The sequence below is a fragment of the Stenotrophomonas sp. ATCM1_4 genome (genome assembly GCF_004348115.1).
Classification (GTDB): domain Bacteria; phylum Pseudomonadota; class Gammaproteobacteria; order Xanthomonadales; family Xanthomonadaceae; genus Stenotrophomonas; species Stenotrophomonas capsici.
Genome location: NZ_QPFB01000001.1, coordinates 499,056 through 517,506, shown reverse-complemented (window position 1 = coordinate 517,506; position 18,451 = coordinate 499,056). Strand labels below are relative to the sequence as shown.

Annotated in this window: 18 protein-coding genes; 11 read left to right on the top strand and 7 right to left on the bottom strand. The window is 68.6% G+C overall.

Features of this window, described 5'->3' with window-relative positions:
* Position 1: 1 nt before the first annotated feature.
* The 5 genes from ATCM_RS02370 to ATCM_RS02350 all read left to right on the top strand — a co-directional run bounded on the left by ATCM_RS02370 (position 2) and on the right by ATCM_RS02350 (position 6,206).
* A complete protein-coding gene (locus tag ATCM_RS02370) occupies positions 2-1,288 on the top strand; it encodes a DUF445 family protein (RefSeq protein ID WP_243693941.1) in 1,287 nt (428 codons plus the stop codon).
* 322 nt (positions 1,289-1,610) lie between these two features.
* The gene (locus ATCM_RS02365) at positions 1,611-3,842 is read left to right on the top strand and encodes a TonB-dependent siderophore receptor (RefSeq protein ID WP_132862660.1); all 2,232 of its coding nucleotides are present in this window, start codon (positions 1,611-1,613) and stop codon (positions 3,840-3,842) included.
* A 104-nt stretch (positions 3,843-3,946) separates the two neighbouring features.
* Complete coding sequence (locus ATCM_RS02360; protein WP_243693940.1) at positions 3,947-4,273, top strand: DUF3649 domain-containing protein; 327 nt, start codon at positions 3,947-3,949, stop codon at positions 4,271-4,273.
* Positions 4,270-5,889 (top strand): PepSY-associated TM helix domain-containing protein, encoded by a 1,620-nt coding sequence (locus ATCM_RS02355; protein ID WP_132862658.1) that lies wholly within the window; start codon positions 4,270-4,272, stop codon positions 5,887-5,889. The genes ATCM_RS02360 and ATCM_RS02355 overlap by 4 nt, the downstream gene beginning before the upstream one ends.
* Positions 5,886-6,206: a DUF3325 domain-containing protein gene (locus tag ATCM_RS02350; protein WP_132862657.1), complete on the top strand. Its 321-nt coding sequence runs from the start codon at positions 5,886-5,888 to the stop codon at positions 6,204-6,206. Before ATCM_RS02355 ends, ATCM_RS02350 begins: the two co-directional genes overlap by 4 nt.
* A gap of 121 nt (positions 6,207-6,327) precedes the next feature.
* On the opposite strand, the gene ATCM_RS02345 is transcribed toward ATCM_RS02350, so the two are convergent.
* The 3 genes from ATCM_RS02345 to ATCM_RS02335 form a co-directional block, all read right to left on the bottom strand.
* Positions 6,328-6,864, bottom strand: coding sequence for a GNAT family N-acetyltransferase (locus ATCM_RS02345; RefSeq protein ID WP_132862656.1), 537 nt, complete (start codon positions 6,862-6,864; stop codon positions 6,328-6,330).
* Between the two features lie 22 nt (positions 6,865-6,886).
* On the bottom strand, positions 6,887-9,028 hold the full coding sequence (rlmKL, locus tag ATCM_RS02340) for a bifunctional 23S rRNA (guanine(2069)-N(7))-methyltransferase RlmK/23S rRNA (guanine(2445)-N(2))-methyltransferase RlmL (RefSeq protein WP_132862655.1): 2,142 nt from the start codon (positions 9,026-9,028) through the stop codon (positions 6,887-6,889).
* Between the two features lie 126 nt (positions 9,029-9,154).
* A complete protein-coding gene (locus ATCM_RS02335; protein WP_132862654.1) occupies positions 9,155-9,682 on the bottom strand; it encodes a hypothetical protein in 528 nt (175 codons plus the stop codon).
* 51 nt (positions 9,683-9,733) lie between these two features.
* Here ATCM_RS02335 and ATCM_RS02330 point away from each other — a divergent pair, with 51 nt between their 5' ends.
* On the top strand, positions 9,734-10,297 hold the full coding sequence (locus tag ATCM_RS02330; protein WP_132862653.1) for an N-acetylmuramoyl-L-alanine amidase: 564 nt from the start codon (positions 9,734-9,736) through the stop codon (positions 10,295-10,297).
* A gap of 7 nt (positions 10,298-10,304) precedes the next feature.
* Here the strand turns inward: ATCM_RS02330 and ATCM_RS02325 are convergent, their stop codons facing one another.
* Genes ATCM_RS02325 through ATCM_RS02315 form a run of 3 tightly spaced genes read right to left on the bottom strand, consistent with a single transcriptional unit; the run spans position 10,305 to position 12,987 of the window.
* The gene (locus ATCM_RS02325) at positions 10,305-11,243 is read right to left on the bottom strand and encodes a DUF1684 domain-containing protein (RefSeq protein WP_165931101.1); all 939 of its coding nucleotides are present in this window, start codon (positions 11,241-11,243) and stop codon (positions 10,305-10,307) included.
* Positions 11,244-11,284: 41 nt separating this feature from the next.
* Positions 11,285-12,181 carry a sulfurtransferase gene (locus ATCM_RS02320; RefSeq protein ID WP_207911838.1) on the bottom strand — a complete coding sequence of 299 codons (897 nt, stop codon included), beginning with the start codon at positions 12,179-12,181 and terminating at the stop codon, positions 11,285-11,287.
* Positions 12,182-12,183: 2 nt separating this feature from the next.
* Complete coding sequence (locus tag ATCM_RS02315; RefSeq protein WP_132862650.1) at positions 12,184-12,987, bottom strand: CoA pyrophosphatase; 804 nt, start codon at positions 12,985-12,987, stop codon at positions 12,184-12,186.
* Positions 12,988-13,321: 334 nt separating this feature from the next.
* Here ATCM_RS02315 and ATCM_RS02310 point away from each other — a divergent pair, with 334 nt between their 5' ends.
* Together ATCM_RS02310 and ATCM_RS19415 are read left to right on the top strand one after the other, a co-directional pair.
* Positions 13,322-13,771 carry a hypothetical protein gene (locus ATCM_RS02310; protein ID WP_132862649.1) on the top strand — a complete coding sequence of 150 codons (450 nt, stop codon included), beginning with the start codon at positions 13,322-13,324 and terminating at the stop codon, positions 13,769-13,771.
* Positions 13,768-15,462: a PA domain-containing protein gene (locus tag ATCM_RS19415; protein ID WP_132862648.1), complete on the top strand. Its 1,695-nt coding sequence runs from the start codon at positions 13,768-13,770 to the stop codon at positions 15,460-15,462. Before ATCM_RS02310 ends, ATCM_RS19415 begins: the two co-directional genes overlap by 4 nt.
* A gap of 163 nt (positions 15,463-15,625) precedes the next feature.
* On the opposite strand, the gene ATCM_RS02300 is transcribed toward ATCM_RS19415, so the two are convergent.
* Entirely contained in the window at positions 15,626-16,327 is a 702-nt protein-coding gene (locus ATCM_RS02300; protein WP_132862647.1) for an FKBP-type peptidyl-prolyl cis-trans isomerase N-terminal domain-containing protein, read from the bottom strand.
* Between the two features lie 168 nt (positions 16,328-16,495).
* Here ATCM_RS02300 and ATCM_RS02295 point away from each other — a divergent pair, with 168 nt between their 5' ends.
* From ATCM_RS02295 to nth, 3 genes are all read left to right on the top strand, one after another.
* Complete coding sequence (locus ATCM_RS02295; protein ID WP_132862646.1) at positions 16,496-17,278, top strand: enoyl-CoA hydratase-related protein; 783 nt, start codon at positions 16,496-16,498, stop codon at positions 17,276-17,278.
* A gap of 9 nt (positions 17,279-17,287) precedes the next feature.
* On the top strand, positions 17,288-17,632 hold the full coding sequence (locus tag ATCM_RS02290; RefSeq protein ID WP_132862645.1) for a hypothetical protein: 345 nt from the start codon (positions 17,288-17,290) through the stop codon (positions 17,630-17,632).
* Between the two features lie 113 nt (positions 17,633-17,745).
* Positions 17,746-18,384, top strand: a complete 639-nt coding sequence (gene nth / locus ATCM_RS02285) for an endonuclease III (RefSeq protein WP_132866043.1) — start codon at positions 17,746-17,748, stop codon at positions 18,382-18,384.
* The last annotated feature ends 67 nt before the right edge of the window (positions 18,385-18,451 follow it).

Genomic DNA, 18,451 nt, shown 5'->3' with positions numbered 1-18,451 from the left:
CGTGAACGCCGTCGACGATCCGCGCCGCGCGCAGCTGCGCCGGCTCAAGCTGTATGCGGTGGCGATGCTGCTGGCGATGCTGGCCGGCTTCATCGTCAGCCACCTCAACGGCGAGCGCGGCATCTGGGCCTGGGTCAGCGCGTTCTGCGAGGCGGCCACGGTGGGCGCCCTGGCGGACTGGTTCGCGGTGGTGGCGCTGTTCCGGCGCCCGCTCAACCTGCCGATCCCGCACACGGCCATCATCCCGCGCAACAAGGAACGCATCGCCGACAGCCTGGCGGTGTTCGTGCGCGACCACTTCCTGGAGCCGGAAACACTGCTGGCCAAGCTCAAGGTGTTCGACCCCGCCACCCGGCTGGGCGAATGGCTGGCGCAGCCACAGCAGGCGCGCATGCTCGCCGGCATGGCCCGCGGCTGGGCGGTGCAGGCACTGGACCTGCTCGACGAAGCCGCCGTGCGCCGCGCCATCCAGTCCTTCGTGGTCGAGCAGCTGCGGCAATGGAACGCGGCGGCCACCGCTGGTGAACTGCTCGGCCTGCTGACCGCCGACAACCGCCACCAGCGCGTGCTCGACGAAGGCCTGAAGCGCGTGGCCACCTGGCTGGACAAGGACAGCGTGCGCCAGCATGCCTCGGCACTGATCGTGCGCTACATCCGCAAGGAATGGCCGACGCTGGCCAGCACCGTGGACTGGGTCAAGCCGATCGACGAGATCGGCGATTCACTGGCCGACCGCCTCGCCCGCGCCGGCTTGGAAGAACTGCAGGACGTCCTCTCGCAACCGGAGCACCCGTTGCGGCAGGACTATGCCCGCTGGCTGGGCGACTACATGCAGCGCCTGCGCGAAGACCCGGCGCTGGCCGAGAAGGTCAACACGCTCAAGCAGCAGGTGATCGACCACCCAGCCGTGCAGGAATACGTGCAGGGGCTGTGGAAGCGCGTGCACGACTACCTGCGCGATGACCTTTCGCGCGAGGACTCGGTGCTGGCCGGCTACCTGGAGCGCAGCCTGTCCAAGCTGGGCACTGCCCTCGGCGAGGACCCCGCCCTGCGCGATGCCCTCAACCAGCACATGCTGGCCGGTGCCGAGAAATTGACCAACCGCCTGCGCAACGGCGTGACCACGCATATCGCGCAGACGGTGAAGGCCTGGAACGAGAAGAAGCTGGTCGAGCAGCTGGAACTGAGCGTCGGCCGCGACCTGCAGTACATCCGTTTCAACGGCACCCTCGTCGGCGGCCTGATCGGCCTGCTGCTGCATGCGATCACCGGCTGGCTGAAGTTCTGAGCATCGCCACTTCGTGACCCTGCTCGCTCCTGGGGAGATGAGGTCGTTTGTGACAATGACGCTTGCCATTGCCAATAAGAATCGTTATCGTTTCGTTCATAGGCAGTACGCTTAGCCTCCCGCGGCATGGACGCCCCGCGCGTTCCCCGCCAAGCCCCGTGTACCCCCACTACAACTCCTGCCACGCGATGCCAACGGCCTCGCGTTGTGCACGCGGCTGACTTCAGGGAGCACTACCCCGCAACGTTGCTCACGCATGGCGTGAGGCGTCGCCATGGGCGAATTCCAGGTCGGCCACCCTTTCGCCCACCAGGAAACCACGATGCAACGCCCTGCCCCCACATCCCTGCACTTCTCACTGCTGGCCAGCGCCCTGGCCGCCGCCCTGGCCACCCACGCCGCGCCCGTCCTGGCCGATGACGCCGCCCGCGACCCGGCCACGCTGGATACGGTCAAGGTCGTGGCCGAAGGCGAACTGGCCAACTCCTACACCGTCAAGCACACCGGCACCGCGACCAAGCTGGACCTGTCGCTGCGCCAGACGCCGCAGTCGGTCACCGTCATCACCCGCCAACGGCTGGATGACATGGGCCTGTTCTCGCTGCAGGACGTGATGGGCCATGTCACCGGCGTGCACGTCTCGGTGACCGACAGCGAACGCATCAACTACGTCTCGCGCGGCTACAACATCACCAACTTCCAGGTCGATGGCATGCTCAACACGTTCGGCGGGTCGATCAAGACCAACACCGACAACGTGATCTACGAGCGCATCGAAGTGGTGCGCGGCGCCACCGGCCTGACCACCGGCGCCGGCGATCCGTCCGGCACCATCAGCTTCGTGCGCAAGCGCCCCACCGACACCCTGCAGATGGGCGCCAACCTAACCGTCGGCCGCTGGAGCAACCAGCGCATGGAGTTCGACCTCGGTGGACCGGTGGCCTGGGATGGCCGCATCCGCGCGCGCGTGGTCGGCGCCAAGCAGCAGAGCGACTCCTTCCGCGACGTCTACAAGCTGGACAAGGACGTGTTCTACGGCATCGTGCAGGCCGACCTGAGCGACAGCACCCTGCTGGAGCTGGGGTACGAGTACCAGTCGCCCAAGACCACCGGCGTGACCTGGGGCGTGGTGCCGTACTGGGGCGTGGATGGCAAGCCGGCCAACCTGCCGCGCTCGACCAACCTGTCGGCCAGCTGGAGCCAGTGGCCGATCGTGGAGAAGACCCGCTTCGCGCGCCTTGAGCAGCAGTTGGGCGGCAACTGGACGATCAAGGGCAGCTTCACCCATGCCGACCGCGATACCGATGGCAGCGTCTGGTACGGCGCGGCCGGCAACCCGCGGCCCGACGGCACCGGGGTGACCGCCTACATCTCGCACTTCGCCGAGAAGAGCACGATGGACGTGGCCGACGTCAACGTCACCGGCGCCTTCGAGCTGTTCGGCCACGCCCAGGAAGTGGTGTTCGGCTACGGCCAGTCGCTGCGCAAGAGCAAGGCGCCGTCGATCAGCATCCCCGACTACCCGGACAACTACGCGCAGGTGCCGGACTGGCGCAACTGGACCGGCGACGTGCCGCAGCTGCCCATCGTCCGCAATGGCTACCTCGGCTCGCAGGACGAACTGCGCCAGCGCGGCGCCTACCTGGCCGCGCGCCTGCAGCTGGCCGACCCGCTGCTGGCCGTGGCCGGTGCGCGCTACAGCACCTGGGAAACCCGCAGCTGGCGCTACAGCTACGACAACGCCGGCAACCGCACCGGCACAACCCGTGGCGGCTACAAACCCGACAACACGCTGACCCCGTACTTCGGCCTGATCTACGACATCAACCGCACCTTCAGCGCCTACGCCAGCTACACCGACATCTTCCAGCCGCAGAACTACCGCGACAAGAACAACAGCTACCTGGAGCCGGTGGTCGGCGACATGTGGGAAGCCGGCCTCAAGGCCGAGTTCTTCGACGGGCTGCTCAACACCTCCGTGGCCGTGTTCAAGGGCGAGAAGGACAACGTGGCCGAGCTCGATGACAGCGTGCCGGCCAAGTTCCTGCCCGATGGCAGCGATGCCTACCGCTCCACCGGCAAGGGCAACAAGGTCCAGGGCTGGGAAGTGGAAGCACAGGGCAGCCTCGGCGAGCACTGGAACCTGTCCACCGGCTACGCGCATACCGTGATCGAGAACCAGAAAGGCGTGCGCCAGAACACCACCACGCCAGTCAACACCTTCCGCCTCAACGCCAGCTGGCGTCCGGGCGGCATCGACGGCCGCTTCTGGCTGGGCGGTGGCGCTACCTGGCAGAGCGAGATCTGGCGCAACGGTGCCAGGCCGGCACCGGACTACCTGGTTACCGGGCGTACCGATAGCGTGCGCATGACCCAGGACGCGTTCTACCTGCTCAACCTGTCCGGTGGCTACCGCTTCAACGCCAACTTCAGCGCCCAGCTCAACGTCAACAACCTGCTGGACAAGAAGTACTACAGCAACGTCGGCTTCTACAACGGCGTGTACTGGGGCGAGCCGCGCAACGTGCAGCTGACCCTGCGCTGGAAGCTGTAACGCCTTTGGGGACGCGCCGCACGCGGCGCCGGCCAGGGATGGCCACTTCATGCAGCGCCGGTCGCCACCGGCACTGCCCGCTCCAGCCCTCACCGCAGGTTTCCGTGGACAGCACGCCCATCGCCAGCTCCTGGCTCGCCCGAATCGAGCACTTCCTCGCACGCCCCTGGCTGGGCGTGCTCTCGCGCAGCATCGCCGCCATCGTCGGCGGGTACGCGCTCGCCGCCACTTCCGCGATGTTCTTCGCCCTTGCCCTGCCGCTACCACGCAGCCAGGCCGTGCTGACCGGCATGCTGGTCGCCATCGTGCTGTGCGCCTGCGCCGCGCTGTGGGCGTTCGCCACGCGCAGCGCGCTGCGCGCCTGGCTCGGCATCGTGCTGCCCGCCGCGCTGTTCTGGATGGCCGCCGAATGGCTGGGGGTGATGGCATGAAGAACGGATTCCGCCAATCGATGGCATGGCTGCACACCTGGACCGGCCTGCTGGTCGGCTGGTTGTTGCTGCTGATCTTCATGGCCGGCACCGCCAGCTACTACCGCGAGGAAATCAGCCGCTGGATGCGCCCGGAGCTGCCACGCAGCACGGTCAGCAGCGACGTCGCCGCCGCCAACGCGGTGCGCTTCCTGCAGCGCAAGGCACCGCAGGCCGAGAGCTGGACCGTCACCCTGCCCGATGCACGCAACCCGGCCATGCGCATGTTCTGGCGCAACCCCGAATCGATGGCCACGCCGCCAGCTGAAGGCCAGACGCGGCGGCGACGTGGCGGCGGTCGCTTCGGTGACGCCACCGTCGACCCGAACACCGGCCAGGAAGTCAGCGCGCGCGAGACCCGCGGCGGTGACTTCTTCTACCGCCTGCATTTTGACCTGCACTACATCCCGGTGATCTGGGCACGCTACATCGTCGGCTTCTGCGCGATGTTCATGCTGGTGGCGATCATCACCGGGGTCATCACCCACAAGAAGATCTTCACCGACTTCTTCACCTTCCGCCCGCAGAAGGGGCTGCGTTCCTGGCTGGACTTCCACAACGTCAGTGCGGTGATGGCGCTGCCGTACCACGCCATGATCACCTACACCGGCATCGTCACCCTGATGTTCCTGTACCTGCCATGGGGCGTGAAGGCGGCCTATCCGGACGACCCGGATGCGTTCTTCTCCGAAGCCTTCGCACGCATGGCCGACGTCGAAGGCCCGGCCGAAGGGCGCGCGCCGCCGCTACCGATCCAGCAGTTGCTGGACAGTGCCCGCAAGGAATGGAACGGCGCCGAGATGGCGGGTTTCACCGTCCATCGCCCGGGCGCGGACAACTCGGTGGTCGACGTGCTGCAGCGAGACGGCCATCGCCTGTCGATCGACACGCCCTCGCTGCGCTACGACGCCCTCACCGGCGTGCGCCTGGAGGGCAGCCCGGCACCGGGCGGTGCCACCCAGACCCGCGGCGTGATGTACGGCCTGCACCTGGCCCGCTTTGCCGACTGGGGGCTGCGCGCCCTGTTCTTCGTCTCCGGCCTGATCGGCTGCCTGATGGTGGCCAGCGGCGTGGTGCTGTGGGCGGTCAAGGAGCGCCCCAAGCACGCCAAGTCGGGCAGGACCGGTTTCGGCCTGCGTCTGGTCGATGCCCTGAACATCGGCGCGGTGGCGGGTTTGCCGATCGCCTTCGCCGCCTATTTCTGGGGCAACCGGCTGTTGCCGGTGGAACTGGCCGAACGCAGCGCGGCCGAAGCCAACGTGTTCTTCTACGCGTGGGGGGCCGCCCTGCTGGCGGCATTCATCTGGCCCAAGCGGATGATGTGGGCCTGGCAGCTGTACGTAGGCGCGGCGATGTTCGCGCTGATTCCGCTGGTCAATGCACTGACCACGCACGCCCATCTGGGCGTGACCTTGCTGCAGGGCGACTGGCCGCTGGCCGGCGTGGATCTTTTCATGCTGGTGTTCGGCGTCGTACTGGCCTACTGCGGCTGGCGCATGCAGCACTGGCAGCCCCCCTTGAGTGCGGCGGAGAAGAAGCGTCGCCAGCAGGCGGCCGCCGCGGGAGCGGGCGCATGATGCTGCTCGCCCTGGGGCTGTCGTTCGCGGCGTTCACCGCGCTGTCGCTGGCCATGGAAAAGCACCAGCGCGAGCTGCAGCGCGGCTCCGAACGCACGCCGCTGTGGCGTTGGCTGGGCTGGGGCCTGCTCGCGTTGGCCTACGCGGTCTGCGTCGCCGACCACGGCTGGGCCGCCGGCCCGGTGTTGTGGCTGGGGGCGCTGACCGCCGCCGGGCTGCTGCTGGCGTTCGGCCTGTACCCCTACCGGCCCCGCTGGATCGTGCCATTGGCCTGGGCCCTGCCGGTCATCGGCCTGGCCGCGACCGTCGTGCCCTGAACGCGCAGGAGCGAGATTGGTCGCCAAGCCGATGATGTATCCGGATACGCCTCCATCGTCCAACGACCGGGCGCGCCAGGCAGTATCGGCTTCACGGCCAAGGCCGTTCCTGTCGATAGGGTCAGGGCACCAGCGAGAACAGGTGTGCCGGGACGGGCCGGTCATGGACGATGAGCCGGTTGCGCGCGATGCCCTCGTGCAATGCGCCGGACTTCACCGCCACCCTTTCGCTGGCGGTGTTGCCCACCGCCACCACGATCTCGATGCGCTGCAGGCCTTCGTGGTCGAACCCATGCGCCGCCAGCGCGCGCACGCAGCGTGGCGCGATGCCGTGCCCCTGGCGCGACGTGCGCACCCAGTACCCCAGGTTGCAGAACCGGTGGCCACGCTGGATCTCGTTCAAGCCCGCGCCGCCAAGGAAGACCCCGGTCTGCGCGCAGAAGACCCCGAACTCCAGTGCCTCCCCCAGCTCGCGTCGTGCACGGCAGTCGGCGAACCATGCCAGCGCCTGCACGGTGTCGTAGTCCGGTGTTGCCCATGGCATCCACCGGCCCACGCTCTGGGCCGACTCGCGTACCGCTTCGGCGAACGGCTCCGCGTCGCTGTCCTCGAAGGGCCGCAGCAGCAAGCCTTCAAACACGATGGACGATGCTGCCATGCTGCCTCCCGCGCTCATCGTCTCATCCCAACCGCTGCAGTTCCCAGGCGCGGTGGATGCGGGCGTTGCGCTCGAAATCCGGGCCGATGGTCCTGGCACTGATCTCGCGGCAGCGCGCGAACTCGGCGATGGCGTTCTCTTCCAGCTTGAAGCGGCGGAAGTTGTTGGAGAAATACAGCACGCCGCCCGGCGCCAGGCGCGCCACCGCCGCGCGCAGCAGGCGCAGCTGCTCGCGCTGCACGTCGAAGTCCTCGGCGCGCGCGGAGTTGGAGAAGGTCGGCGGGTCGCAGAAGATCACGTCGAACTGGCCCTGCTCGGCTTCCAGCCACTTGATCGCATCGGCCTGCACCAGCTGGTGGCGGCTGCCGCCCATGCCGTTCAGGGCCAGGTTGTCGGCGCACCACTGCAGGTAGGTACCGGACAGGTCGACGCTGGTAGTCGAAACCGCGCCGGCCACCGCCGCTTCCACGCTGGCCACGCCGGTGTAACAGAACAGGTTGAGGAAGCGCTTGCCGCGTGCCTGCTCGGCCATGTGCCGGCGCAGCGGGCGGTGGTCCAGAAACAGGCCGGTGTCCAGGTAGTCGAACAGGTTCACGCGCAGCAGCGCATTGTTCTCGCGCACCAGGATGAACTCGCCACGCTGCTCGAAACGGCCGTACTTGCTGCCGCCCTTGCCGCGCTCGCGCGACTTCAGCGCCACCTGCTCGGCCGGCACCTGGAACACCTCGCGCGCGGCGGCCAGCAATTCGTTGCGGCGGCGGCGCACGTCGGCATCGGGAATCGTGGCCGGCGCAGCGTACTCCTGCACATGCAGGAAAGTGCGGCCCTTGCCGCCATCCTCGCGGTAGACGTCGATGGCGGCGGCGTACTCGGGCAGGTCGGCGTCGTAGGCGCGGAAACAGGTGATGTCCTCGCGCGCCAGCCAGCTCTTGAACTTCTTCAGGTTCTTGCGCAGGCGGTTGGCCACCATCTGCGCACCTTCGCTCAGCTCGCGCGGCTGGCCATCGTTCTCGCGCGCCGGCACCGCGATGGGGTCGCAGACGATCAGCGCGCACTCGATGGCACCGTTGAACAGCTGGTAGGTCTTGCGCGCGCGCAGGCCCGTGGCGAAGGCCAAATCGGCGCTACCGCACAGCAGGCTGGCCTTCCATTGCGGCACCGCGCGTTTGAGCGCATCACCGATGCGACGGTACAGCACCGCGTCGGCGGCCAGGCGTTCGTCATATGGCGGATTGCAGACCACGCAGCCAATCTCCTGCGGCGGCACCTGCATGTCGGCGACATCACGCACGCCGAACCAGATCGCTTCGCTGACACCGGCCACCTCGGCGTTCTCCTTGGCGGCACGGATCGCCTGCGGGTCGATGTCGCTGCCGTGGATGACCTGCTTCAGCGCGGCACGCCCGGCCTGCTCGCGCTCGCGCGCCTCGCCCATCAGCGCCTTCCACTGCGCCTGATCGAAGCCGCGCCAGCGGCTCGGCGGAATGCTGCCGTGGCGCTGCAGGCCCGGCGCGACATCGGCGGCCATCAGCGCGCCCTCGATCAGCAGCGTGCCGCTGCCGCACATCGGGTCGAGCAGGCCACCACCTTCGGCATGGATCTTCGGCCAGCCGGCGCGCATCAGCACCGCGGCGGCCAGGTTTTCCTTCAGCGGCGCATCGTTCTGCGACTGGCGCCAGCCGCGACGGTGCATCGGGCCACCGCTCAGGTCGATCGAGATGGTGGCGCGGCCCTTGCGCAGCGACAGGTTGATGCGCACGTCCGGCAGATCGACGTTCACCGACGGGCGCTCCAGGCCTTCACCGCGCAGGCGGTCGACCACCGCGTCCTTGACCCGTTGCGCGGCGAAGCGCGCGTGGGTGATGGCGGTGCCGGACACATGCGCGTCCACGGCCAGGGTCAGGTCGGCGTCCAGATGCTCTTCCCACGGCATCGACACCACGCCCTGGTACAGCGCGGCTTCGTCGGGGCAGTCGAACTCTTCCAGCGGCCACAGCACGCGGCTGGCCAACCGCGACCACAGCACCACGAGCTGCGCATCGCGCAGCTCGCCTTCGGCATTGACGCCGGCAATGGTGGCGGTGGCCTTGGGCAGGCCCATCGCCAGCAGTTCGTCGGCGAGCAGGTACTCAAGGCCCTTGGCGCAGGAAACAAAGAATTTCACGGGATCGGATCAACTGTCGGAAAGGAGGGGATGCGGGCGGGCACGACGGCCGGCCCCGGACGGCATCCAGGGGCGCCATTGTAGGCAGTTGCCGGCCAACGCGCCGGAACGCCGGCTTGACGGGGCTCAGAGCGAGCGCAGCAGGGTCTCGAAGGCCTGCGCGGAGGCCTCGACGTTGCGCATCAGCCGGTGGCTGTCATTGACCATCAACAGGCGCGCCGAGCGCTGCCCGGCCCAGCGGATCACCTCCTCGGCCGGGATGATCTCGTCATGCCAGGCGTGCACCACGCTGATCGGCACCGCGGCCGCGTCCAGCGCCGGCATCGGCCCCATCGTGGTCGGCGGCACCATCAGGAACAGACCCTTGACCGGCACATGCAGCGATGTGATCGCCGAGATGTAGGCGCCCAGGCTGGAGCCGCCCAGCACCAGCGGGCCACGCGCGGCCATTTCGCCGGCACGCTGGACCAAGCGCTGCAGCCGCGCCGGCACGTCACCGACCGGGCTGATCTCGCGGCGGGCATCCAGGTCGGTGTAGTCGGGGCGCTCGTGGGTCCAGCCCAGCCGCTCGGCGACTTCGGCCAGCGCGGTGACCTTGGTGGCGTCAGGGCCACTCTCGAAACCGTGGGAAAGGATGCAGTGGCCGCGGCTCATGGCTGGCAGGCGGGAAGATCGGGATTCATCGACGAATGCTAGCATCCGCACATGCCTCTGCCGCCCCCGATCATCGCCGCGCCCCTGCCCTACGAACCATTGCTGGGCAGCCGCGCGCTCACCGACGTCGACCTGGTGGTCATCCACTGCACCGAACTGCCGGACCTGGCCACGGCCCGCCAATACGGCGAGCGCACCGTCTACGACAGCGGCACCGGCAACAGCGGCCATTACTACATCGACCGCGACGGCAGCATCCTGCAGTACGTGGCGCTGGAGCGGGTGGCACACCACGTGCGCGGCATCAACCCGCGCTCGGTCGGCATCGAGCTGGTCAACACCGGGCGTTACCCGGACTGGTTCGACTCACGCACCCAGCAGATGGGCGAGCCCTACCCCGAGGCCCAGATCGCATCACTGGTGCGCCTGCTGCAATGGCTGCCGGACCAGCTCCCGGCGCTGCGCTGGATCGCCGGCCACGAGCAGCTGGACACCGCGCGCGTACCGGCCAGCGACGACCCGACCCGCGAGGTCGCGCGCAAGCTCGACCCCGGCCCGCAGTTCCCGTGGACGCAGGTGCTCGGCGCGGTCACCCTGCAGCCACTGCCGCTCTGAGCCCGGCCTATTCGGCCACGAACTGGTACTTCTCGCCTGCGGTCACCCGCAGCTCGAGCCGGTTGACCGCCGGCGCGATCGGGCACACCACGTGCCGGCTCAATGCGCAGGGCGGGTTCTGCGCGCGGTTGAAGTCGAGCACGACCTCGCCATCACGCGGTGCCGATGCATTGAGGTAACGCGCGCCGCCAAAGGTCTCGCGGCCGCCGGTAAGGTCGGTGAAGATGAAGAACAGGTTGGGCGACAACGGTTCGGAGGCATCCTGCATCGCCTGCAGGCGATAGTGGCGCCCCCCGACCTCGAACTCGGCCTCCCCGGGCGCGACGGCCGGCAATGGCGTGCCGATCGAACTGAGCAGCATCGCCGGAGCCGGGCGCGGGAACGGTTTCCAGCGCGCCACCACCCGCCAGCGCGGGTCCACCGGGAAGTGCTCGATGCCGCGGAAGCCGCGCCGCAGCGCCGCGTTGGTATCCCGGCAACGCCAGCCCAGCACGTTGCCGATCCGCACCAGGTAGAACTCGGCGCTGCCGAAATGCAGCCGGCTGGCCTCCTTTCCATCACCCGCCGGCTGCAGCGTGGCGCCCCGCAGCGGCTGGCCGTTGAGGGTGACGCCGGTGCCCGGGTAGCCCTCGATGGTGGCCTTGCCGGCCGCGTCGATGCTCAGCCGGCCCACCCGCTCCGGCCCCAACGGCAGCCGCACGTCGCTATCGGGCGCGCTGCCGACCGAATAGGTCGTCCCGGCCTCCAGCCGCCCCGAGCCCACGTAGCTGAGCCAGCCCTGCGGCCCGCGCAAGCGTGCCAGGCGCTGCGTGCGCCATTGCTCCACGTCACGCTGGTACTGCCGCACGTCGTAGGGGTGCTGCAGCGCGTCGTTGGCAAACGGGTCATTGGCCGGCGTACAGGCCGCCAGCATCAACGCCAGCGACAGCAGGAACGCCCCTTTCATCGAAACCATGTCTCCCCCGAGGCCCTTGGTTCTTTCGCGTGTCAGCCTACCGCCACGGGTCGTGACGGATCACTGGACCAGCCACTCCAGGAGTCGGCGAACACGCGCGCCCCCGCCAGGCCGGCATGTTCGAACGCCAGCAGCAGGTGGCAGGCGGTCACCCCGGACCCACACATCAGCACCGTCTCCCGGGCGGGCTGGTCACCCAGCAGCGCGCCCAGTTCGGCCTGCAGTTCCGCCGCCGGGCGCAGGCGCCCTTCATGCACGTTCATGCCGAACGGCCGGTTCAATGCCCCCGGCACGTGGCCGGCGACCCGGTCCAGCGGCTCGACGTCACCGCGATAGCGTTCGGCCGCGCGCGCGTCCACCAGCCACCCCGGCCGCTGTGCCAGGCGCGCCTGCACCTCGTCGGCGCTCACCACCTGGTCCATGTCGAACCGGCCCGGATACGGCCCCAGCGCGGTCACTTCCGGCACCTCGCTGTCGAGCGGATGGCCGGCCGCCTGCCAGGCCGCCAGCCCGCCATCGAGCACGGCAACGTTGCGGTGGCCGATCAGGCGCAGCAGCCACCACAGGCGCGCGGCCGCCATGCTGCCGTCGGCGGCGTCATAGGCCACCACCTGGGTGTCGGGGCCGATGCCCCAGCGGCCCAGCGTCGCGGCGAAGGTGTCGCTGTCCGGCAGCGGGTGGCGGCCATGCCCCTGCCTGCCCAGGTCGGACAGGTCGCGGTTGAGGTCGGCATGCAGCGCGCCGGCGATGTGCCCCGCCGCGTACTGCGCCGCCCCCGACTGCGGGTCGGCCAGCGAGAAACGCGCGTCCACCACCCGCACCGCGGTGCTGGCGTTGGCGCGTGCATCGAGCACCTGCACCGACGGCCCGGCCAGCGCGGCGGCCAGGCGGGGAACATCGACCAGCGTGGTCCACGGCAATCCGGTCAGGCTCATCTCACGTGCTCCAGGCGACGACGCAGGTTGTAAAGGATGGCGGCCGTGGCTCCCCAGATGCGCTGGCCCGGCCAGGTGTACTCCAGCACATGCCGCACCCGGCCGCGGTGCTCCACGTCCACGTGGCGCAGGTTGGCCGGATCCATCAGGTAGTCCAGCGGCACTTCGAATACTTCGGCCACCTCGCCCGGCTCCGGGCGCGGCACGAAATCCGGGTCCACCACCGCCACCACCGGCGTCACCCGGAAGCCGCTGATGGTGATGAACGGGTCCAGGTACCCCAGCGCCAGCACCTGCTGCGATGGCAAGGCGATTTCCTCGTTGCTCTCGCGCAGCGCGGCAGCCAGGGGATTACGGTCGCGCTTTTCCATCCGGCCGCCCGGGAAGCCGACCTGCCCCCCGTGGTTGCGCAATGCCTCGGTGCGGCGCGTCAGCAGCACCTGCGTACCCTGCGCGCGCGGCACCAGCCCGGCCAGCACCGCGGCCTCCACCGGCGGCCCCGGCGGCAACAGGTCTTCCAGTTCACTGCGGTTCCAGCCCGGTCCGGCCGGCACGCGGGTCAGCGGAAGCAGGGCCTGCTGCAGGCGATCACGCCCGGCCAGGCGCTCGGCGAAGCTGGCCGCCTGGCGCGCACGCCCCGGCAACACCTGCTCCATCAATCCGCGACGCTCGCTCTCGCTCATGCGCATCCAGCTCCCGATCTCGTTTCCCGTGCGCCAGCACCCTCGGCAAAGGCCTTCCGCGTCCAGTGCGCACACACCGATGCAGGGGCTGGAGACGGCACGAACCGGAGAACCCATCAATTCAGACATCTCCCCAGCTTAGCGCGGCGCGAGGACAGCGCACAGGCTGGACAGGGCGTGATGTCGCGCTGTTCCGCGCGGGTCGGTGATCGCGATGCCGGCGGAACGGCCGCGCCCCAACGGCGGCGCCCTGACGCCTGCACAGTAAAACTTGTGACGGACATCAAGTCTATTGAACTGACGTTCATCCCCATGCACACTCGGGTTGCCGTCAGGGGGAAACACGAAACCACGTCACGCAGTCCGCAGGGTCCGGTGGCACGCCCACCACACCACTGCTGCCTTCGTTGCGCTGGGGCCTCTCGTTTTTCACTCTGTAACGGAGCCAGAAATGAAAGTGGCAAAACCTTCCCTGTTGTTGACCGCGCTTGCGCTGGGCACCTGCCTTGCCGCCCACGCCGCCGAACCATCCACCACCGAAGCCCCGGCCACCACGGCCGAGAGTGGCATGGTCGCCGGCATCGACCCCACCACCGGCAAGCTGCGCAAGCTCACCGACGCAGAAATCCGCGCCCTCTCCGAGAAGGCCAACGCCATGCCCGCCACGGCGCGTAGCGCCGCCGGCAGCAGCACCGCCACCAACGCCGCCTGGGCACGCATGCCGCAGAACAGCGCCCAGGCCACCGCCACCATCCGCACCCATGCCAACGGCATGAGCAGCGCGGAACTGCCGGTCTCGGCAATGAATTCACTCACCGTCGAACGCGCTGCCGATGGCAGCGTGCAGGTGCTGGAGAACGGCGCACCGCCGTCGCATGGACGCCAGGAGGTCAGCAAATGAAGACGCATCTGCTCTGCGCCGTGATCGGCGCCAGCCTGTTCGCCGCGTCGGCCGAAGCGGCCGTGATCACCCCGGTCAACCAGGACCCGGTTGGCAAGGGCCTCAATGACCCCACCGCACGCGCGCCGGAAGGCGGCAACCCGGGCAAGACCGTCGGTGAACAGCGCCGCATCGTCTACCGCTACGCCGCCGACCTGTGGGGGGCAGTGCTGAACAGCGACGTGGAAACCTTCGTCGGCGCCAGCTTCCAGGACCTGACCTGCACCGCCACCGGCGGCACCCTGGGCTCGGCCGGCGCCGCATGGATCGCCACCTCCGCGCCCTCGGGCAGCCAGCTCGGCATGATCTACCACGGCCCGCTGGCCAACGCGATCAACGGCTCGCGCATCAGCATCAGCTCGTCCGGCACCGACATCACCAGCCGCTTCAACAACAACCTGGGCGGCACCAATCCGGACGGCACGCCGTGCATGACCGGTTCGGGCTGGTACTACGGGCTCGATGGCAAGACGCCGGCCGGGCAGATCAACTTCCTGGACGTGGTGCTGCATGAGATCGGCCACGGCCTGGGCTTCTCCGGCTTCGTCGGCTACACCAGCGGGCGCCTGGGCGAACGCACCGGCATCCCCAGCTACTACGGCTATTCGGACGTGTACACCGACAATGCGTTCGACAACCTCACCGGCAAGCGCTTCACCGACGCGAGCATGACCAACGCGCTGCGTGCCACCTCGATCAAGACCCGCGGCGGCCCGGCCTGGAATGGTGCCAGCACCCGTGCGCAGGCGCCGCTGTGGCTGGATCCGGCGGTGGTGCTGTCCATCAGCGGCATCAGCCCCACCCTGGTCACCCAGTTCTACGGCACGGCTTCGTTCGGGCCCAAGGCCACCTCCGACAACTTCGCCGGCAGCGTGGTGGTTGCCAATGACGGCACCGGCAGCGACACCGCCGATGCCTGCGAGGCCCTGCCAGCCGGCAGCCTTACCGGCAAGGTGGCTTACATCAACCGCGGCGGCTGCGCCTTCGAGATCAAGGCCGCCAACGCCGAAGCCGCCGGGGCGGTCGCGGCGATCATCGGCAACGTGGCCAGCTCCGGTGATCCGGGCACCGCACCGGGCATGGCCGAGGATGCAACGGTCACCGCCAACATTCCCACCGTCAGCGTCAACCTGACCGATGCCAACCGCATCAAGGCAGGAGCCCAGGGCGGTGCGGCGATGACCGCGGCGTTGGGCGAAGTGGCCGGGCAGATGGCCGGTGCCGATCCCAGCGGGCGTCCGCTGCTGTACGCCCCTGCCACGGTCGCCAGCGGCTCGTCGTTCTCGCACTTCGAGAGCGTGCTGATCCCCGACGCCCTGATGGAGCCGGCCAACAGTGATGAAACCGACGGTGCCCGCATCGTCGACCTGACCCTGGGCGTGTTCGCCGACGAGGGCTGGGTGTTGAACACCGGCACGGCGCGTATCGGCACCTGCGATACCGGCGTGAAACTGTTCAAGAACCCGGGCCTGATCGCCGGTGCCAACGTGCAGGCACAGGACCGCCTGTGCCGTACCAGCGCCAACGGCAACCGCGGCGCCTACCTGCGCTGCATGAACGACACCGCCTCGGACCTGAAGGCACTGGGCATGGTCAGCAACGTCGAGCAGGCCAGCATCCGCTCCTGCGCGGCCAAGGTGACATCGCTGTAAGCCCGCGCTTCAACCCTGCAGTACCACGACCGGCGCCCGCGTGGCGCCGGTCGTGTGTCAGGCCCCTTTCCGCGTAAGCCCGGAATCGATCCGGATGTACACCCACAAAAAAGCGCCGGTGCTTTCGCACCGGCGCTTCGTGTTTCCGTGCAACTGGCGTGGATTACTTCACGCTGACCAGCTTGATCTCGAACTGCACGGCCACGTTCGGCGGGAACGGGGTACGCGGGTCGGCACCGTAGGCCTGTTCCGGCGGCAGGGTCACTTCCCACTTGGCGCCGGCCGGCATCTGCAGCAGGGTTTCGCGCATCGCGGCCATTTCAACTTCGCTGACCTTGATCGACGGAATCGACTGGGCCGGGCGGGCTTCGGTCGGACGCTGGCCGTACGGGAACGGACCGGCCACTTCCAGCGCAACGGTGCTGGCCTGGGTCGGCTTGGCGCCGTTGCCGGCTTCGATCACGCGGTACTGCACGCCGCTGGCCAGCGCCTGCACGCCCGGCTTGGCCCGGTTGGCGGCGATGAACTGGTCGCTACGGGTCTTGTTGTCGGCGGCGGCCTTGTCGTACTCGGCCTTGGCGGCCTGGGCACGGCTCTGCTCACGGCGCTGGAAGGCTTCCACGGCCGGCTTGAGCTGGTCGGCGGTGATCGCCGGCTGCTTCTTGGCGTAGGCATCCTGCAGGCCCTTCACCACCGAAGCGATGTCCAGCTGCTCGCCGCGACCGGTGAGTTCAGCCAGGTTGTTGCCGTAGTCATAGCCGAAGTAATAGCTCAGCTTGCCCTTTTCGGACGAGACGTCCTGGGCGAATGCAGTGCCGGTGATGGCCAGAGCGGCCACGGCGACCGCGATAGAACGCAACTTCATCAAACTGTTCTCCAGGGAAGGTGTCTCAGGGCAACCATGCCGCTTGAGGCGACGGGTTAGGATAGCCGTCACAAAGGCGCTCCGCCACTGACGACCCGGGCTCTGACCCACATGGGTTCGATTTAGTTCAAAACTCACTTTTTTTTAACTTTTCAGGAGCTTCACCATATGTCCGACGCCCCGGTCTCGATCGCCACCCGCGACGGTATCCGTACCATCACCGTGCAACGTCCGGAAAAGCTCAATGCATTGAACCGCCAGACCCTGGAAGCCCTGGATGCGGCATTCGCCGCGGCCGGCCAGGCCGACGACGTGCGCGTGGTGGTCCTGACCGGGGCCGGCCCCAAGGCGTTCGTGGCCGGTGCCGACATCGCCGAGATGAATGGCCTGACCCCGGTGCAGGGGCGCGACTTTTCGCTGGTCGGCCAGCGCCTGATGCGCCGCATCGAACGCCTGGAAAAACCGGTCATCGCGATGATCAACGGCTTTGCGCTGGGCGGCGGCATGGAGCTGGCCATGGCCTGCCACCTGCGCATCGCCGCCGACAGCGCCAAGGTCGGCCAGCCGGAAATCAACCTGGGCCTGCTGCCGGGCTTCGGCGGCACCCAGCGCCTGCTGCGCCTGGCCGGCCGTGCCGCGGCGCTGGAGCTGTGCCTGCTCGGCGCGCCGATTGACGCCGCCCGCGCCCAGCAACTGGGCCTGGTCAACCGGGTGGTGCCGGCCGCCGAGCTGGAGGCGGAGACGTTGAAGATCGCCACCCAGTTGGCCCATGCCGCGCCGCTGGCACTGCGCGGCATCCTGGACGCGATCAACGTCGGCGGCGAGTGCGGCATCGAGGAAGGACTGGAGTACGAAAGCGCGCAGTTCGGCCTGGCCTTCTCCACCGAGGACATGCGCGAAGGCACCTCGGCCTTCCTGGAACGCCGCAAGCCGGAATTCAGGAACCGCTGAGCTGCACCGATGCCTGCCGTGACCGCCACACCGCAACAGCTGCTGCAGTTCATCGCCGACGACGACATCGACGCCGCCGTGCGCGCCGGGCTGATGGAGTACGCGCCCGAAGCCGCCGGGCTGGATACCGCGCAGGTACAGCCGTTGCTGGAAGCACAGCAGCGCCTGCGCCAGGCCTGGGCCGCGCGTGAACGCCACCGCGCGCGCGATGCACGGCTGGCCCGGCGCGCGGCCGAACGCGAAGCACGCCGCGCGCCACCGCCGGCACCGGACCACAAACCCGCCCTGCCCTCGGCAGCGGCCGCCATCCTCGCCCGTGCCAAGGCACGGGCCGCGGGAAAGCCCACTGCATGACTGCCCCCACCGTGAAGAAAGCCGTGGCGCGCAAGGCCGCGCCCCGCAACGCCGCCACCCCAGCAAGCGCTGCGACGGTGAAGAAGCCGTCGACGCCGCGTGCCAGCAAGCGCATGAGCCGCGAGGAAGTGCGGGAGATGTTCACCCGCCTGCGCGAGCTCAACCCGCACCCCAAGACCGAACTGGAATACAGCACGCCGTTCGAACTGCTGGTGGCGGTGACGCTGTCGGCGCAGGCCACCGACGTGGGCGTCAACAAGGCCACCCGCAAGTTGTTCCCGGTGGCCAACACCGCCCAGGCCATCCTCGACCTGGGCGAGGAAGGGCTCAAGCGTTACATCGCCACCATCGGCCTGTTCAACGCCAAGGCGAAGAACGTCATCGCCGCCTGCGCGATCCTGGTGCAGAAGTACGGGGGCGAAGTGCCCGCCGACCGCGCCGCGCTGGAAGCCCTGCCCGGCGTCGGCCGCAAGACCGCCAACGTGGTGCTCAACACCGCCTTCGGGCAACCGACCATGGCGGTGGACACGCATATCTTCCGCGTCGCCAACCGCACCGGCCTGGCGCCCGGCAAGGACGTGCGCGCGGTGGAGGATGGCTTGTTGAAGGTGATCCCAGGGGAATTCCTGCAGGACGCGCACCATTGGCTGATCCTGCACGGCCGCTACGTCTGCAAGGCGCGCAAGCCGGACTGCCCGCAATGCGTGATCCGCGATCTGTGTCACTTCAAGGACAAGACGGCCGACGCCTGAGCGCGGCCGGCTGCCATCTGCACGACACCTGACCGTAACAGCGCCCGCGTCCAATACGCGGGCATGG

Bases quoted from the DNA above. Each gene is read 5' to 3' on its own strand.
- ATCM_RS02365 (WP_132862660.1), top strand. From the start codon at position 1,611: ATGCAACGCCCTGCCCCCACATCCCTGCACTTCTCACTGCTGGCCAGC.
- ATCM_RS02355 (WP_132862658.1), top strand. From the start codon at position 4,270: ATGAAGAACGGATTCCGCCAATCGATGGCATGGCTGCACACCTGGACC.
- ATCM_RS02350 (WP_132862657.1), top strand. From the start codon at position 5,886: ATGATGCTGCTCGCCCTGGGGCTGTCGTTCGCGGCGTTCACCGCGCTG.
- ATCM_RS02345 (WP_132862656.1), bottom strand. From the start codon at position 6,864: ATGGCAGCATCGTCCATCGTGTTTGAAGGCTTGCTGCTGCGGCCCTTC.
- ATCM_RS02335 (WP_132862654.1), bottom strand. From the start codon at position 9,682: ATGAGCCGCGGCCACTGCATCCTTTCCCACGGTTTCGAGAGTGGCCCT.
- ATCM_RS02330 (WP_132862653.1), top strand. From the start codon at position 9,734: ATGCCTCTGCCGCCCCCGATCATCGCCGCGCCCCTGCCCTACGAACCA.
- ATCM_RS02325 (WP_165931101.1), bottom strand. From the start codon at position 11,243: ATGAAAGGGGCGTTCCTGCTGTCGCTGGCGTTGATGCTGGCGGCCTGT.
- ATCM_RS02315 (WP_132862650.1), bottom strand. From the start codon at position 12,987: ATGGGTTCTCCGGTTCGTGCCGTCTCCAGCCCCTGCATCGGTGTGTGC.
- ATCM_RS02310 (WP_132862649.1), top strand. From the start codon at position 13,322: ATGAAAGTGGCAAAACCTTCCCTGTTGTTGACCGCGCTTGCGCTGGGC.
- ATCM_RS19415 (WP_132862648.1), top strand. From the start codon at position 13,768: ATGAAGACGCATCTGCTCTGCGCCGTGATCGGCGCCAGCCTGTTCGCC.
- ATCM_RS02300 (WP_132862647.1), bottom strand. From the start codon at position 16,327: ATGAAGTTGCGTTCTATCGCGGTCGCCGTGGCCGCTCTGGCCATCACC.
- ATCM_RS02295 (WP_132862646.1), top strand. From the start codon at position 16,496: ATGTCCGACGCCCCGGTCTCGATCGCCACCCGCGACGGTATCCGTACC.
- ATCM_RS02290 (WP_132862645.1), top strand. From the start codon at position 17,288: ATGCCTGCCGTGACCGCCACACCGCAACAGCTGCTGCAGTTCATCGCC.
- nth (WP_132866043.1), top strand. From the start codon at position 17,746: ATGAGCCGCGAGGAAGTGCGGGAGATGTTCACCCGCCTGCGCGAGCTC.